We start from the raw sequence: 14,653 nt of genomic DNA, 5'->3' as shown, positions 1-14,653 counted from the left end.
GACGTCAAAGTAGTCGGGGTATGGATAATGGGCAGGTGAGCGCGGCAATGGAATATGGACGGATCGGCACACCTCTTACCTCGGGTGCGACGCGGGTGATGCTGCTCGGCGCAGGTGAGCTGGGTAAAGAAGTCATCATCGCGTTCCAGCGTCTCGGCGTCGAGGTGATTGCCGTCGATCGTTACGACAACGCCCCTGGCCATCAGGTAGCCCACCACTGTTTCACCATCGACATGAGCGACCCGGAAGAGTTGCTGGCTCTGATCGACGCCCAGCAACCGGACTTCGTGGTCCCCGAGATCGAGGCCATCGCCACCGACGCCCTCGCCGAGGTGGAGCAGCGTGGCCGCACGGTGGTCATCCCGACAGCTCGCGCAACCCAGTTGACGATGAACCGCGAAGGTATCCGTCGGCTCGCGGCCGAAGATCTGGGACTCCCCACCTCACCTTTCGCTTTCGCAGATTCACTCGACGAGGTACGTAAGGCACTGTCCGACATCGGTTTTCCCTCGGTGATCAAGCCGGTGATGTCCTCGTCGGGTAAGGGCCAGTCGGTAGTTCACGGACCCGAAGACGTCGAACAAGCTTGGGAGTACGCGCTGAAGGGTGGCCGCGTCGATCTCGGTCGCGTCATCGTGGAAGGCTTCGTCGATTTCGACTACGAGATAACACTTCTGACCATCCGTTCGATTGCCGGAACTGATTTCTGCGAGCCGATCGGTCATCTGCAGGAAGCGGGGGACTATGTCGAATCCTGGCAACCCCAGCCGATGTCCGACGCTGCCCTGGCGCGTGCGAAAGACGTCGCCGACCGGATCACCACTGCACTCGGTGGGCGCGGAGTCTTCGGTGTCGAACTGTTCGTCAAAGGGGATGACGTCTACTTCTCCGAGGTCAGTCCTCGCCCACACGACACCGGCCTGGTCACCCTACGCACCCAGCGCCTCTCGGAATTCGAACTGCATGCCCGAGCAATCCTCGGACTGCCCGTGGATACGACGCTCCTCTCTCCCGGAGCTTCGGCGGTGATCTACGGCGGTGTCGACGCGAGCGGAATCAGCTTCGAAGGGGTCGCGGACGCGCTGGCCGTGCCGGAAACCGATCTTCGGTTGTTCGGTAAGCCGGAGAGTTTCGTGCGCAGGCGGATGGGTGTTGCGGTGTCGACAGCCGCGGACATCGCCACCGCCCGGTCCAGGGCCTTCGAAGCCGCAGGAAAGGTTCACCCGGTCACGTGAGCGGCTACGCGGAAGTGCTCGTGGGCCTGGTCATTGCAGTGGGCTTGATCGGTGTCGTCGTTCCGATCCTGCCTGGAACGATCCTGATCTTCGCGGCTATCGGGGTGTGGGCGCTGTTGACCGGCGGTAGCGCAGCGTGGACGGCCTTCGGTATCGCGACGGTATTGCTCGTGGTAAGCGGCGTCGTCAAGTACACCTGGCCCGGGAGGCGGATGCGCGACGCCGGTGTTCCCACGCGATCTTTGGTCCTCGGTGGGTTGCTCGGCATCGTCGGCTTTTTCGTCATCCCGGTGGTCGGGCTGTTCGTCGGATTCGTGCTCGGCGTCTATGCCGCCGAACTTCCCCGGCATCGAAGTCATTCCGCCGCATGGCAATCCACGGTTCATGCAACCAAGGCCGCGGGGCTGTCGATACTCGTCGAGCTGTTGGGAGCTCTGTTGGCAAGCGCGGTCTGGCTTTCCGCCGTCCTCGCATTCTGATGAGTCGGTCAGGTGACGCGGTACCAGGCGCGCGCGTTGCCGTCGAGAACCGCGGGTAGGTCGCCACCGACCGCTTCGGCGATGAGGTTCAGATCGGATTCGAGGAACGGACGCGGTGCGCGCGTGCCGGGCAGATCGGTTCCGAACATCAGTGCCGACGGGTCGACCGCGTGAATCCGACGCATGGTCTCGACGATGTCGAGATCCACTCTGCCGAAGCCTGTTGCTTTTACGCGCGCTCCTCGGTCTACCAGGTTGAGCAGGTACGACAGACCTTTGGACGACATACCGAGGTGGTCGATACTGACAGCGGGCAGCTTCGCCAGAATCGGTTCGAGCGAGAGAAGCATGGACGCATCGACATACAGTTCGGCGGGCCACCCGACGAGGTCGAACGCGCGCCGCGCCTGCGTGGTCAGGGTTTGTATGTCGGTGGCGCCGCGCCGGAGATTCAAGCGAAGAGCACGAACACCTGCGTCGTCGAGCGCGAGGATGTCCTCGTCGGTGGCGTCCGGCGCGAGTTGAATGACCCCGACCCATCCTCGGCCCAACGCCGCCAGCGCGGCAACCAGGAAGCTCTGATCGCTGCCCTGAAACGAAGCGCTGACCACGGCACCACCGGTGCTGCCGAGGCCGTCGATTCGGGCCGAATAGTCGGCGATGGTGAACGGCTCCGGAACGAATCCGTTGTTCTCCACAAGAGGGTAGGCGGGATCGATGATATGAAAATGAGCGTCGAACACGCCTCACAGCATGACAGGTGTGTGTTTCGATGGCGTTCATGAAACCCGAAGTCACAGTTGTCCTCGAGAACTACACGTACTTGGAATGTCCGCGTTGGCACTCCGGCCGTATCTGGGTATCGGACTTCTACAGCCAGCAGGTGATCTCTGCCGAGGCCGACGGCTCCGATGTTCGCGTCGAGGCAGAGGTCCCGCAGCAGCCGTCCGGGCTCGGGTGGCTTCCCGACGGCAGGTTGCTCGTGGTTTCGATGCGCGATCAGAAGATTTTGCGGCGGGAGGACGACGGAACCCTCGTCGTCCATGCCGATCTGTCTTCGTACGTCGGTGCCAACCTCAACGACATGCTGGTCGACGCCAACGGTCGTGCGTATGTCGGCAATTTCGGCTTTGATTTGATGAATCTCGCGACACCCGCGACGGCGGATCTACTGCGGGTCGATCCCGACGGATCCGTCCACGTCGCAGCGGAAGATCTGTACTTTCCCAACGGGATGGCCATGACCGAGGACGGGGAACTGCTCGTCGACGAGACGATAGGCAACCGCGTGAGTGCGTTCGCGGTTCGTCCCGATGGATCGCTCGGGGAGCGGCGTGACTGGGTGAAGTTCGCCGAACTCCCGGACATGGGCGATGTGACTGCCGCACTCGGGCAGCTGGTCGTAGCCGCCGACGGGTGCTGTATCGACACCGACGGAACGCTGTGGGTAGCCGACGCGCTCGGTCAACGTGTGGTTCACCTCGCGCACGGCAAAGGCATCATCGATCAGCTCGAATTCGATACCGGTGTCTTTGCCTGCGGACTCGGTGGGGACGACGGCCGCACCTTGTTCGTCTGCGCCGCACCCGACTTCAACGAACATCAGCGCAAGGTGGAGACGGCAGGAAAACTGCTGGCTGTGCGGGTATAAAGGCTGCGACCCACGACTAGGCAGGCATGTGAGTGGAATTACGTCCTTCAGGCGTATTTCCACTCACCTGCCGCTAGGCCTTGTCCGGCTCGGACGCCTTCAACATGTCTTCACGCTCGACGACTTTGACGCGTTCGCGGCCTTCTGTTTCGCCGAGGCTGCGTTCGTGGGCGTCGAGGCGGTACCAGCCGTCCCAGGTGGTGAAGGGGACTTTCTTGCTCTCGAGGAAGTCGGTGACGGCCTGCTCGGTAGGTTCGGGGGCGGCGGTGAAGTTCGGTGCGTCTTCGAGGAGGTTGGCGACGGTTTCGTTGGCGTCGCCTTTGGTGTGGCCGATGAGGCCGACGGGTCCGCGTTTGATCCAGCCGGTGACGTAGGTCGCCGGTACCGCGGTGTGCGAGTGCGCCGATTCGAGAACGCGGCCTGCTTCGTTGGGGATGGTGCCGGCTTGGTCGTCGAAGGGGAGTTGGGCGATGTTCTTGGAGAGGTAGCCGACGGCGCGGTAGACAGCTTGGACGTCCCAGTCGTTGTATTTGCCGGTGCCTTTGACGTTGCCGGTGCCGTCGAGTTCGGTGCGTTCGGTGCGCAGGCCGATGACTTTGCCGTCTTCGCCGAGGATTTCGGTGGGAGATTCGAAGAAGTGCAGGAACAGTTTGTGCGGGCGGGTGCCGACGTCGCGGATGGCCCAGTCTTGGAGGGTGTTGGCGACCATGTCGACCTGCTTGGATCCGCGGCGTGCGGCTTCGGAGCCTTCGTCGTAGTCGATGTCCTCGGGGGCGACGATTACTTCGATGTTGGTGGAGTGATCGAGTTCGCGGAGTTCTAGGGGGGTGAATTTGGCTTGTGCGGGTCCGCGGCGTCCGAAGACGTGGACCTCGATGGCCTTGTTGGTCTTGAGGCCTTCGTAGACGTTGGCTGGGATTTCGGTGGGGAGGAGTTCGTCACCGGTTTTGGCGAGGACGCGTGCGACGTCGAGGGCGACGTTGCCGACGCCGAGGACAGCGACTTTCTCTGCCGTCAGTGGCCAGGTGCGGGGGACGTCGGGGTGGCCGTCGTACCAGGAAACGAAGTCGGCGGCGCCGTAGCTGCCGTCGAGGTCGATGCCGGGGATGTTGAGGTCGCGGTCGGCGTTGGCGCCGGTGGAGAAGATGACGGCGTCGTAGAAGCGGCGCATGTCATCGAGGGTGATGTCGGTGCCGTAGTCGATGTTGCCGAGGAGGCGGACCTGTGGTTTGTCGAGGACTTTGTGTAGGGCGGTGATGATGCCCTTGATGCGGGGGTGGTCGGGTGCCACGCCGTAGCGGATGAGTCCGAAGGGGGCGGGCATGCGTTCGAACAGATCGACGCTGACGCCGCGGCCGGCGACGTTGTAGTCGGACTTCATGAGTGCGTCGGCGGCGTAGATGCCTGCCGGTCCGGCGCCGACGATGGCGACGCGAAGTGGACGGGTCTGATCAGTCATGTGCAGCGAACTACCTTCGTCGAGGGAGGTACGGATACCCCAGCATAAATTAGGCATCACTTCACGGGGTGGGTGGTCCTCATCACTGCGGTATGAGCGGCACGAATCTCCGAAATTGCGCTATTGCCCAGTTCCAGGTAGGAATTGCACTGTGCACACGACATTTCTGGTCCGGCGGATAGCCGTCGACTTCTGTCGTGTCTGCACCAATATGTGCTGTCGGTGACCACACCCGACTCGTGAGCCTTTGCGGCCATTCTCATTTCGTTCGAATAAGCCGCACCCGTGTCGACTCCGCCCGGATTCGTCGCTGCTCTCCCACACTCCGCTGCGCGACGACATTCCGATCGGCCCCGCAACAGGACAACCCCGGCCGAACCTCGAAGCGTAAAGACAAGGAAGATTGGTCGTATGGCGTCGTGGCGTGAACGAAGACAACAGTGGGCCGATTCTCGTGAGGAAGCGCAGAACAACGCTTCCGAAGCGGCATCTGGGGCAGGCGGACGCCGTCCGGCGTCGGCATGGCCGTTCCTGCTGGCAGCCGGGATAGTGGTTGCGATTCTTGCTGCTATTTTTCTGTCCGCCAAGTTTGCACCTGCGGAGAAGAACATCACCCAGGCACAGTTGATGACGGACAGCATCACCGATTTCGTCGACGCGCAGAACACCGGTGACGCCGAGCTGCTGCGATCGGCGACGTGTTCGGACCAGGTTGCGAAGCTCATCCGCGGCACTGACGACCAGTACCGATCCGACCGGGCCGAATACGTTCAGGAGAACGGGAAGACCACGGTCGACGGCGTACCTGCCGATTATGAGGTCAACGGTGACCGGGGCGTCGCGACGGTGCCGACGAAGGAAACGAAGTCCGGCACCACGCCAGACGATCAGTGGAAGTTCGTTCGCTCCGGCGATCAATGGCTGGTGTGCAACGTATGAGAGATGTCGAATCCATCGAACATGGAAGGCTTGACCCGTGACTTATGCAGGTGACATAACCCCTCGAGCAGCCTGGGAGCTGCTTCGCAGCGATCCCGATGCAGTGTTGGTGGATGTGCGTACCCATGCGGAATGGCAATACGTCGGCGTCCCGGACACCTCGACGATCGAGCGGCCGACGCACCTCATCGAGTGGGTCAGCTACCCGGATGGTGCACGCAACGAACGCTTCGTCGATCAATTGAAGGAATCCGGTGTCGACGGCTCACGTCCGGTGGTGTTCCTGTGCCGATCCGGGCAGCGATCCATCGGGGCCGCCATCGCCGCCACTGCTGCCGGTATCGGCCCGTCTTACAACATTCTCGATGGGTTCGAGGGCGCAACCGATGCCGAAGGCCATCGCGGCGCGACAGGGTGGCGTGCGGCAGGCTTGCCTTGGAGGCAGTCGTGAGCGAGACGGGAAATCGGATGAATGGCGGGCAGAGCTCGGGTATCCCGAAGGGTGGCGGCTTCGAGAAGCCGTTGCCCACGGGGGTCGGTCAGGGAACGCTGGGGGTCCGCGGTGGTTTGATGCGCTCGGGCTTCGACGAGAACTCCGAGGCGCTGTATCTGTCTTCCGGATTTGTCTACGAAAGTGCCGGTGCCGCCGAGCAGGCCTTCACGGGCGAGGTCGATCATTTCGTCTACTCGCGGTACGGCAACCCGACCGTGAAGATGTTCGAGGAGCGATTGCGGCTGATCGAGGGCGCGGAGGCGTGCTTCGGTACTTCGAGCGGAATGTCGGCTGTCTTCACCGCGCTCGGTGCATTGTTGAAAGCGGGTGATCGCCTCGTGGCCGCCCGCAGTCTGTTCGGATCGTGCTTCGTGGTGTGCAACGAAATTCTGCCGCGGTGGGGCGTGGAGACCGTATTTGTCGACGGCGAGGACAACGATCAGTGGGAAGAAGCGCTGTCGGTTCCGACGACTGCTGTGTTCTTCGAGACGCCGTCGAACCCGATGCAGTCACTCGTCGATGTCGTGCGGGTATCAGAGCTTGCGCACGCTGCGGGCGCAACTGTTGTGTTGGACAACGTCTTTGCCACTCCACTATTGCAGAAGAGCCTCGATCTGGGTGCTGATGTCGTGGTCTACTCGGGCACCAAACACATAGACGGTCAGGGCCGAGTTCTCGGCGGCGCGATCCTCGGGTCCGCCGAGTACATCGACGGACCGGTGAAGAATCTGATGCGCCACACCGGCCCAGCGCTGAGTCCGTTCAACGCGTGGACTTTGCTCAAGGGGCTCGAGACGATGCCGGTGCGAGTGCGGCACTCCACACAGGCTGCGCTGGAGATCGCGCGGTTCCTCGAAGGGCATTCGGCGGTGTCGTGGGTCAAGTACCCCTACCTCGAGTCGCATCCTCAGTACGAACTGGCGAAGTCGCAGATGAGCGGCGGCGGCACCGTCGTCACGTTCGAGCTCGACGCGGCAGAGGGCGAGGGGAAGAAGCGAGCATTCGAATTCCTCGATGCCCTACGGATCGTCGACATCTCGAACAATCTCGGTGACGCGAAATCGCTCATCACTCATCCGGCGACGACCACTCACCGCGCTATGGGCCAGGAAGGCCGTGCCTCCGTTGGCATTACCGACGGCGTGGTGCGTATCTCGATCGGGCTCGAAGACCCCGTGGACCTGATCGCAGATCTGGCGCAGGCGCTGGGCTGACTGCTCGTTCGCACGCAACTGCCGGTTCGGTTAGAGGCCCAGGGCAGAGAGAATCGTTCGGAACTTTGCAGTCGTTTCGGCAAGTTCGGCGTCGGGATCGGATGCTCCGACGATCCCGCCGCCGGCTGTTGCGACGGCCGAGAGCCCGCCTGCTGCAAGCTCGAGCCCCCTGATCGCGACCATCCATTCGCCGTTTCCGGTGCCGTCCGTCCAGCCGACCGTGCCGGCGTAGAAGCCGCGTTTTCCTTCTATGCGTGCGATCGCTTCCATGGCCGCTGCGCGGGGGACTCCGGCGACGGCGGCCGTCGGATGCAGGGCGAGTGCTACCTCGAGCGCGGTTGTTGATTCGTCTCGGAGAACGCCGGTGATCGGTGTACTGAGATGCCATAGCTGCGGAGTACTGCTGAGCTGTGGCAGTTCTGGGATGTCGAGGTCTGCGCAGAGCGGCTCCAACGCCGCTCGAATTTCCTCGACCACGAAACGGTGTTCGGCTTGGTCTTTCGTACTCGCCTGCAATTGTGCTGCGATCTCCGCGTCCATCCGGGGATCTTCGCTACGCGCTGCGGTGCCGGCGAACGGGTGACAGGTGACGGTGGTGCCGTGGCGTCGTACCAGCAGTTCAGGGCTGGAGCCGACCAGATATTTTCCCGAGTAGTCACCGCCTGCTGCGGACAGGTCGACGGCGAAACCGTTGCCGAGTCGATCTGCACGCACCAATGAGTCGAGAAGCGAAAGTGGGGGGATCGGTCCATCCGCATGCAGCTGCAGTGACCGCGCCAGGACCACTTTCTGCGCGGCGCCCGCTCGCAACGTATCCACGAGTGCCCGTACCCGTTCGACGTGTACCGCCGAGGACGGGATCTGCCCACCGATGTGCACGCTCGGCAGTGGAACCACGGTCCCCGAGGGCTGCCACGGACCCTGCCGCCGGGTCAGTTCGAGCGGCTCGACCAGTGCCGCTGGGTCGGCGACATCGAACGGTAGCGCCCCTACGACGGAGTGCCCCGCACGCACAGCTTCGACAGCGTCCTGGATGGACCGATAGCAACGATCGGTTCCCCTGGCTTCGACGTTGTAGTCGCTGCGGGACAACACGAACGTCCCACTGTTCAGGTCGGCGGAATGGTCCGGGATAGCTCGGTTCATCAGAAGGGCGTCTGGGTGCGACCGACCAGATCTGCCACCGAGTTGATGACCTTGGTCGGCCGGAACGGGTACTGCTCCACCGATGCCGCCGTCGAAATGCCCGTCAACACCAGGATGGTCTGCAGCCCCGCTTCGAGGCCGGACACGATGTCGGTGTCCATGCGGTCACCGATCATGAGGGTGCTTTCGGAATGGCCACCGATCTTTCGAAGCGCCGATCTCATCATCAGCGGATTCGGCTTACCTACGTAATAGGGCTCTTTTCCGGTCGCCTTGGTGATGAGCGCGGCGACGGATCCGGTGGCGGGCAGCGAACCGTCGCGAGAGGGGCCGGTGGCGTCGGGATTGGTCGCGATGAAGCGTGAGCCCTTCTCGACCAGCCGAATAGCGGTGGTAATTGCCTCGAAGGAGTAGGTCCGGGTTTCACCTAGCACCACGTAATCGGGATTGGAGTCGGTGAGGACGTAGCCGATGTCGTGCAGGGCCGTCGTCAAGCCGGATTCGCCGACGACATACGCGCTTCCGCCCGGTCGCTGACTCCCCAAAAAGTTCGCCGTGGCCAGCGCGGAAGTCCAGATCGCCTTCTCCGGAATGTCAAGCCCGGTTCTTTCCAGACGGGCCCGCAGGTCACGTGGAGTCCGGATCGAATTGTTCGTCAGCACGACGAACGGGATCTCGTTCGACTGCAGTTCGGCAACGAACACGTCTGCACCGGGAATGAGATGGTCCTCGTGAACGAGGACGCCGTCCATGTCCATCAGATAGGTCCAACGCTGCCGTTCCTCTGGTGAGCTCACTCCACCATTGTGCTCTACCCGCCTGTTCCAGAGCAGCAGATGTGCTCTACCCGGCCCGTTGCGCTCGGGCACGCTCGAGCGCACGTTCACGGGCGGTCGTCCCACCCCACACCCCGAAGGGTTCGTTCGCCGAGATTGCAAAACTTCGGCATTGCGTTACGACGGGACACTCCGCACACAGATCTTTCGCCTGCTCTTCGCGCATTCGTCTCGCGGTCCGCCCCTCGCCGGAGGGGGAAAAGAAGATCTCCGAACTGGTGCCGCGGCAGGCCGCATCCATTTGCCACTGCCATGCTTCGATTGTGGGCGCCATGACTCGATGATGGTCGGGCAAAAGACCGAACGGAAGATTTCACATCATCGAGAATCTGACCATGAGGTGAACTTTTGGAGTCACCACAAGCCGACGTACAGGGACCGTTCAGGCGTCAGTTCGCTGTGGTGGCGGGTGTGAATGCCTCGGCCGCCGACTCGACTTTCGTCGAAGTGGTCGGACTCTGGAAGCGCGGGATGAAGATGCAGAGTACGAAGGCCAGAATGGAAGCCCCTGCTGCGACTGCCATCGTCACATGGAAGGCGGCCTCGGAGGGGACACTGACCGCTCCGGTGCTGATGGTCATCTGCGCAAGGATGACACCCGCCACTGCACTGGCGAAAGATGTTCCAAGAGAACGCATCAGCGTGTTGAAGCTGTTGGCCGCGCCGGTTTCCGAGGCAGGAACTGCGCCCATGATGAGCGCGGGCATAGCACCGTACGCGAGTCCGATTCCGGCTCCGATGATGATCGAAATAATCACCAGAAGCCATACCGCGCTGAGGGTGAGCGTGCCGAGCAGGTATCCGACGGCAATGACGAGCGCACCCAGCATCATGGTGACTTTCGGGCCTCTCGTTGTGGTGATGTGTGCGGAGATCGGTGCGACGAGCATCATGACCAGCCCGGAGGGAGCCATCACCAGGCCGGCAGCGAGGATCGACTGTCCCAACCCGTACCCCGTGGAGGTCGGCAACTGTAGAACCTGGGGAAAGACCAAACTCATTGCGAAGAGCGCGAATCCGACGAAAATGGAAGCGAGGTTGGTGAAGAGCACCTGCCGACGAACGGTGACGCGAAGGTCGACCAACGGCTCCGCGGTGCGGAGCTCCCACCATCCCCAGAAGACGAACGATGCGAGTGAGGCGGCGAGCATGCCCAGCGTCTGGGCGCTGGTCCATCCCCAACTCGAACCTTTGGAAATTGCCAGAAGCAAAGTGATGAGCGCGGCTGACAGGGACGCCGCTCCGGCGAAGTCGAAGCGGCCACCCGTGCGGACCTTGGATTCGGGGACGACCGCGATGACCAAGCCGATGACGAAGACTCCGAGGGCGGCTGCCGCCCAGAACAAGTAGTGCCAGCTCGCGTACTCGGCAATCAGTGAGGCCGCGGGGATTCCGAGGGCACCGCCGACGCCGAGCGAGGCGCTCATCAGGGCAATCGAACTTGCGAGCTTCTTGGCAGGAAGGACATCGCGCATGACGCTGATTCCGAGAGGTATCACACCGGCTGCGAAACCCTGCAAGATACGGCCGAAGACGAGTGGCACCACGGACGCACTCAGTGCACCGATGACCGATCCGACGACGAGCAGGGCCAGGCCGACGAGGAGCATCCTGCGTTTGCCGTACATGTCACCGAGACGGCCCATCATGGGAACCGCTACAGCGCCGGCAAGCAACGTTGCAGTGATCACCCACGCAGTGTTCGACGCAGACGTGTCCAGCAATGTGGGGAGCTGCGGGATCAGCGGAATGACCAAGGTCTGCATGAGTGCGACCACGACTCCCGCAAACGACAGGACCGCGACTATCGGACCCGTGCCGGCGCCTTTCGTTGAATCAGAGACCGCGGGGGCGGCGCCGGCCGAGCGTTGGGACATCGTGCCTCCGGGGCATATAGGCAATAGCAAAAACTATTTCTAAAGCAGTTGACTGAGCAAAGTTAATTCACCTGACTCAATCCGTCAATCCGAGGGCGCGTCGAACTCGGACTAGCGAGAAGTGTGGTCGATGCCGCACGGCGGCGGGCCCGTTGCTGCGGTGGGATCGAATGAGCCAGGGGTGCAGGCGGACCGATTTCGTTCGGGCTGCAAGGGTTGAAATCAACGTGATCTCAAGCCGAATACGCACTGCCGCAACATGAATGGAATTGCTCGACTTGACGTATCCACTGCCGAAGACATAGGTTTCCATCACCATCCAGAGCGACCGAGAGACCTTGGCTCTACGACGTCGCAGCAACCCCCTTTCTCACCGAAGGTGTGGGTGCTACCGCCAGGACCGATGGAGGAAACATGAGCTACGACACGTGGCGGCGCCTACACGTCGATCTATGCCGCGTGGCGACCTGTACCTGTCGCTACGCCTGAACACTTCACAGACATTTTCTCTCGGTACACGCCACCCGAAGGGCGCTTTCGCATGCACACAATCATTCCGTGGTCGAAGTGACCGACATCGCAACCCGGTCCGCTCCTGGCATCGCCGCCGCGAATGCCGAAGAACTGGTAGTCGCTCGAAAGTGGCATCCATGGCGGTGGGTGACGAGCTCAGTCACCTTGGTCGTACTCGCCCAGTGCCTGCACGGATTCCTGACCAATCCTGGTTGGGATTGGGGCACGTTCGCGGACTACTTCACTGCGCCATCGATACTGGCGGCTCTATGGCTCACCATTCAGTTGACGTTCTGGGGAACGCTGTTCGGATTCGTCATCGGTATCGCTCTCGCGGTGGCCAGACTGTCGGACAATCCTGTCCTGCGGGTGATCTCCTGGTTCTACATCTGGGCCTTTCGGTCCATCCCGTTGATAGTCCAGCTGTTGTTCTGGTTCAACATCGCGTATCTCTATCAGACTCTGTCGCTGGGTATTCCGTTCGGTCCGGCGTTCTTCGAGTTCGATGTCAACAGTGTCATCAGTGGCTCGACCGCGGCAATCATCGGTCTGGCACTACACCAAGCCGCGTATTCCGCCGAGATCGTTCGATCCGGGATCATCTCGGTAGATCAAGGCCAGCTGGAGGCAGCTGCTGCGTTGGGTATCCCCAAGCGTCGTGAGTTCTTCAAAATTGTTCTCCCGCAAGCCATGCGCGGAATTCTTCCGAACGCAGCCAACGAGGTCATCAGTCTCTTCAAGGGAACCTCGATCGTATCGGTGATGGCCATCGCCGAGCTGTTCTACCAAGTCCAGGTGGTGTACGGCCGCAACGGGCGGGTCGTACCGCTTCTGCTGGTGGCAACCGCCTGGTACATCGTGCTGACATCGATCCTCTCGGTGGTCCAGTTCTACGTCGAACGGCATTATGCAAAGGGTGCTGTGCGGACCATCCCACCGACCCCGATTCAGAAGCTGCGCAACAAACTTGCCGAGATCACCCTGGCGCCACGAGGGGCTACACGATGACCGCGCTGCCGAAGAATTCCGAGTACGCCGTCGAGGTGCGCGGCATCGAAAAGTCGTTCGGCACGCTGGAGGTACTCAAAGGGGTCGATCTTCTGGTACGCCCCGGCGAGGTCACGGTCATCATCGGGCCGTCAGGTTCGGGGAAGTCGACACTGCTGCGGGTTCTCAACCATCTCGAGAAAGTCGACAAGGGCACGGTTCGAATAGACGGTGAACTGGTGGGATATCGCCGCAAGGGCAACAAGCTACACGAACTGAGCAACAAGGAGATCCTTCGTCAGCGGTCGCAGATCGGGTTCGTGTTCCAGAACTTCAATCTCTTTCCGCACCTGACTGCGCTGGAAAATGTTGTCGAGGCGCCGGTCTCGGCACAGAATCGCACTCGGTCCGAGGTCGAGATCGAGGCGAAGGCTTTGCTGGGGCGCGTCGGTCTTGCGGAGAAGGAGCACGACTATCCGCGCCGGCTCTCCGGCGGGCAACAGCAACGCGTGGCTATTGCCCGAGCGCTCGCATTGCGCCCCAAAGTAATTCTCTTCGACGAGCCCACCTCGGCTCTGGACCCTGAACTCGTCGGCGAGGTTCTCGAAGTAATTCGTGTTCTCGCCCGCGACGGAGCGACGCTCGTGATCGTGACCCATGAAGTCGGATTTGCTCGCGAGATCGCGGACAACATCGTCTTCATGGACGACGGACTGATCATCGAACAGGGGTCACCTGCCGCTCTGCTCGACAATCCGAAACAAGAACGAACCAAAGCCTTTCTCGCACGAGTCCTCTGATGCAGTTTCGCCACTTCGAACTACAAGGAACAGCCATGCCCAGATCCACCAGACCTCTCGCCGCAGTCGCCTCAGCGCTCGTTGCGATCGCCCTCTCGGCCACCGCCTGCAGCGAACCCGTGACCGAAAACACCGTGACCGCATCCGATGGCGTGACCTACGATCTCTCTCCTGAACAGTCCGGCCGTATCCAAGTCGACAAGGTCGATGAGATCGCCGCGAAGGTGCCTCAGGAAATTCGGGATCGGGGCACGTTGATCGGCACGGGCTCGATCGGTTCGCTTCCCCCACTGGGCTTCTATGCCACCGACGACACGACGCCAATCGGTTCCGAGATCGATATCGAGTGGCTGATCGCCGACACTTTGGGCTTGCAGCTCGACCGCCGAACTGCGGACTGGGCACAGAACTTCGTCAAGATCGACTCGGGCGAGAACGACGTATTCATCTCCAACGTCACTGTCACCGAGGAGCGAAAAGACAAGTACGACTTCGCTACCTACCGACTCGACAACCTTGCATTCGAGGCGAAGAAGGACAGCGGTTGGACGGTCGAGGGACGCAAGGACGTCGCGGGTAAGAAGATCGGCGTGGGCTCGGGCACCAACCAGGAACAGTTGCTCGTCGACTGGAATGAGCAGAATGCGGCCGACGGACTCCCTGCCGCGGAGATCGCGTACTACCAGAATGCGTCCGACTACTACCTGGCTCTCGGATCCGGTCGTATCGACGCATACTTCGGCCCCAACCCTTCTGCGGTCTATCACTCCTCCAGCACCGGTGAGAGCGAAGTGATCGGGACCTTCTCCGGTGCAGGGGACGCACTGCAAGGCGAGATCGCAGTGCTGACGAAGAAGGACAACGGCCTCATCGGGCCGATCCAGGAAGCCATCAACCACGTCATCGAGGACGGCAGTTACGAGAAGGTGCTCGCGAAATGGGGCCTGCAGTCCGAGGCTGTCTCCAAGTCGATCATCAACCCGCCCGGCTTGCCGCGCACGGCACCATAACCAACTCGAACAGG

The 14,653-nt window shown here is 61.7% G+C and carries 16 protein-coding genes and 1 riboswitch; of the genes, 10 read left to right on the top strand and 6 right to left on the bottom strand.

Annotation, left to right across the window (positions count from 1 at the left end):
- Nucleotides 1–47 precede the first annotated feature (47 nt).
- Together purT and BJI47_RS13170 are read left to right on the top strand one after the other, a co-directional pair.
- On the top strand, nt 48–1,235 hold the full coding sequence (purT, locus tag BJI47_RS13175; protein ID WP_088944141.1) for a formate-dependent phosphoribosylglycinamide formyltransferase: 1,188 nt from the start codon (nt 48–50) through the stop codon (nt 1,233–1,235).
- Nucleotides 1,232–1,714, top strand: a complete 483-nt coding sequence (locus BJI47_RS13170; protein WP_176224836.1) for a DUF456 domain-containing protein — start codon at nt 1,232–1,234, stop codon at nt 1,712–1,714. The genes purT and BJI47_RS13170 overlap by 4 nt, the downstream gene beginning before the upstream one ends.
- Nucleotides 1,715–1,722: 8 nt before the next feature.
- Here BJI47_RS13170 and BJI47_RS13165 read toward each other — a convergent pair whose 3' ends face one another.
- Nucleotides 1,723–2,457, bottom strand: coding sequence for an amidohydrolase family protein (locus tag BJI47_RS13165; RefSeq protein ID WP_088944140.1), 735 nt, complete (start codon nt 2,455–2,457; stop codon nt 1,723–1,725).
- A gap of 38 nt (nt 2,458–2,495) precedes the next feature.
- On the opposite strand from BJI47_RS13165, the gene BJI47_RS13160 reads away from it, so the two are divergent.
- Entirely contained in the window at nt 2,496–3,365 is an 870-nt protein-coding gene (locus BJI47_RS13160; RefSeq protein ID WP_088944256.1) for an SMP-30/gluconolactonase/LRE family protein, read from the top strand.
- Nucleotides 3,366–3,438: 73 nt separating this feature from the next.
- Here the strand turns inward: BJI47_RS13160 and BJI47_RS13155 are convergent, their stop codons facing one another.
- Nucleotides 3,439–4,824: an FAD-dependent oxidoreductase gene (locus BJI47_RS13155; protein WP_088944139.1), complete on the bottom strand. Its 1,386-nt coding sequence runs from the start codon at nt 4,822–4,824 to the stop codon at nt 3,439–3,441.
- Nucleotides 4,825–5,235: 411 nt separating this feature from the next.
- Between BJI47_RS13155 and BJI47_RS13150 the strand changes: the two genes are divergently transcribed.
- From BJI47_RS13150 to BJI47_RS13140, 3 genes are read left to right on the top strand one after another with little or no spacing between them, the layout of a single operon-like run.
- Nucleotides 5,236–5,763: a hypothetical protein gene (locus BJI47_RS13150; RefSeq protein ID WP_088944138.1), complete on the top strand. Its 528-nt coding sequence runs from the start codon at nt 5,236–5,238 to the stop codon at nt 5,761–5,763.
- Nucleotides 5,764–5,800: 37 nt separating this feature from the next.
- Nucleotides 5,801–6,214: a rhodanese-like domain-containing protein gene (locus BJI47_RS13145; RefSeq protein ID WP_088944137.1), complete on the top strand. Its 414-nt coding sequence runs from the start codon at nt 5,801–5,803 to the stop codon at nt 6,212–6,214.
- 17 nt (nt 6,215–6,231) lie between these two features.
- Complete coding sequence (locus BJI47_RS13140) at nt 6,232–7,470, top strand: O-succinylhomoserine sulfhydrylase (RefSeq protein WP_088944255.1); 1,239 nt, start codon at nt 6,232–6,234, stop codon at nt 7,468–7,470.
- Between the two features lie 30 nt (nt 7,471–7,500).
- Here the strand turns inward: BJI47_RS13140 and BJI47_RS13135 are convergent, their stop codons facing one another.
- From BJI47_RS13135 to BJI47_RS13120, 4 genes are all read right to left on the bottom strand, one after another.
- Nucleotides 7,501–8,616 (bottom strand): isochorismate synthase MenF, encoded by a 1,116-nt coding sequence (locus tag BJI47_RS13135; protein ID WP_088944136.1) that lies wholly within the window; start codon nt 8,614–8,616, stop codon nt 7,501–7,503.
- Entirely contained in the window at nt 8,616–9,413 is a 798-nt protein-coding gene (locus tag BJI47_RS13130; protein WP_088944254.1) for an HAD-IIA family hydrolase, read from the bottom strand. The genes BJI47_RS13135 and BJI47_RS13130 overlap by 1 nt, the downstream gene beginning before the upstream one ends.
- Nucleotides 9,414–9,459: 46 nt before the next feature.
- On the bottom strand, nt 9,460–9,726 hold the full coding sequence (locus BJI47_RS13125; RefSeq protein WP_088944135.1) for a WhiB family transcriptional regulator: 267 nt from the start codon (nt 9,724–9,726) through the stop codon (nt 9,460–9,462).
- Between the two features lie 115 nt (nt 9,727–9,841).
- Entirely contained in the window at nt 9,842–11,329 is a 1,488-nt protein-coding gene (locus BJI47_RS13120) for an MFS transporter (RefSeq protein ID WP_088944134.1), read from the bottom strand.
- A 312-nt stretch (nt 11,330–11,641) separates the two neighbouring features.
- Nucleotides 11,642–11,739, top strand: a riboswitch (SAM riboswitch).
- A gap of 4 nt (nt 11,740–11,743) precedes the next feature.
- Between BJI47_RS13120 and BJI47_RS25010 the strand changes: the two genes are divergently transcribed.
- The 4 genes from BJI47_RS25010 (at nt 11,744) to BJI47_RS13105 (ending at nt 14,639) form a co-directional block, all read left to right on the top strand.
- The gene (locus tag BJI47_RS25010) at nt 11,744–11,818 is read left to right on the top strand and encodes a putative leader peptide (protein ID WP_368655894.1); all 75 of its coding nucleotides are present in this window, start codon (nt 11,744–11,746) and stop codon (nt 11,816–11,818) included.
- Nucleotides 11,819–11,929: 111 nt separating this feature from the next.
- Nucleotides 11,930–12,850, top strand: coding sequence for an amino acid ABC transporter permease (locus BJI47_RS13115; protein ID WP_088944253.1), 921 nt, complete (start codon nt 11,930–11,932; stop codon nt 12,848–12,850).
- Nucleotides 12,847–13,629: an amino acid ABC transporter ATP-binding protein gene (locus BJI47_RS13110; protein ID WP_088944133.1), complete on the top strand. Its 783-nt coding sequence runs from the start codon at nt 12,847–12,849 to the stop codon at nt 13,627–13,629. Before BJI47_RS13115 ends, BJI47_RS13110 begins: the two co-directional genes overlap by 4 nt.
- A gap of 35 nt (nt 13,630–13,664) precedes the next feature.
- A complete protein-coding gene (locus BJI47_RS13105; protein ID WP_088944252.1) occupies nt 13,665–14,639 on the top strand; it encodes an ABC transporter substrate-binding protein in 975 nt (324 codons plus the stop codon).
- Nucleotides 14,640–14,653 lie beyond the last annotated feature (14 nt).

The sequence above is a fragment of the Rhodococcus sp. 1168 genome, from assembly GCF_002091955.1.
Lineage (GTDB): Bacteria > Actinomycetota > Actinomycetes > Mycobacteriales > Mycobacteriaceae > Rhodococcoides.
Note: the sequence above shows the minus strand (reverse complement) of the source record. Positions and strands in the feature narration are given on the sequence as shown.

What these genes read in the sequence shown, in the direction of transcription:
- purT (WP_088944141.1), top strand. Translation starts at nt 48, where the DNA reads ATGGAATATGGACGGATCGGCACACCTCTTACCTCGGGTGCGACGCGG.
- BJI47_RS13160 (WP_088944256.1), top strand. Translation starts at nt 2,496, where the DNA reads ATGAAACCCGAAGTCACAGTTGTCCTCGAGAACTACACGTACTTGGAA.
- BJI47_RS13155 (WP_088944139.1), bottom strand. Translation starts at nt 4,824, where the DNA reads ATGACTGATCAGACCCGTCCACTTCGCGTCGCCATCGTCGGCGCCGGA.
- BJI47_RS13150 (WP_088944138.1), top strand. Translation starts at nt 5,236, where the DNA reads ATGGCGTCGTGGCGTGAACGAAGACAACAGTGGGCCGATTCTCGTGAG.
- BJI47_RS13140 (WP_088944255.1), top strand. Translation starts at nt 6,232, where the DNA reads ATGAATGGCGGGCAGAGCTCGGGTATCCCGAAGGGTGGCGGCTTCGAG.
- BJI47_RS13135 (WP_088944136.1), bottom strand. Translation starts at nt 8,616, where the DNA reads ATGAACCGAGCTATCCCGGACCATTCCGCCGACCTGAACAGTGGGACG.
- BJI47_RS13125 (WP_088944135.1), bottom strand. Translation starts at nt 9,726, where the DNA reads ATGGCGCCCACAATCGAAGCATGGCAGTGGCAAATGGATGCGGCCTGC.
- BJI47_RS13120 (WP_088944134.1), bottom strand. Translation starts at nt 11,329, where the DNA reads ATGTCCCAACGCTCGGCCGGCGCCGCCCCCGCGGTCTCTGATTCAACG.
- BJI47_RS13110 (WP_088944133.1), top strand. Translation starts at nt 12,847, where the DNA reads ATGACCGCGCTGCCGAAGAATTCCGAGTACGCCGTCGAGGTGCGCGGC.
- BJI47_RS13105 (WP_088944252.1), top strand. Translation starts at nt 13,665, where the DNA reads ATGCCCAGATCCACCAGACCTCTCGCCGCAGTCGCCTCAGCGCTCGTT.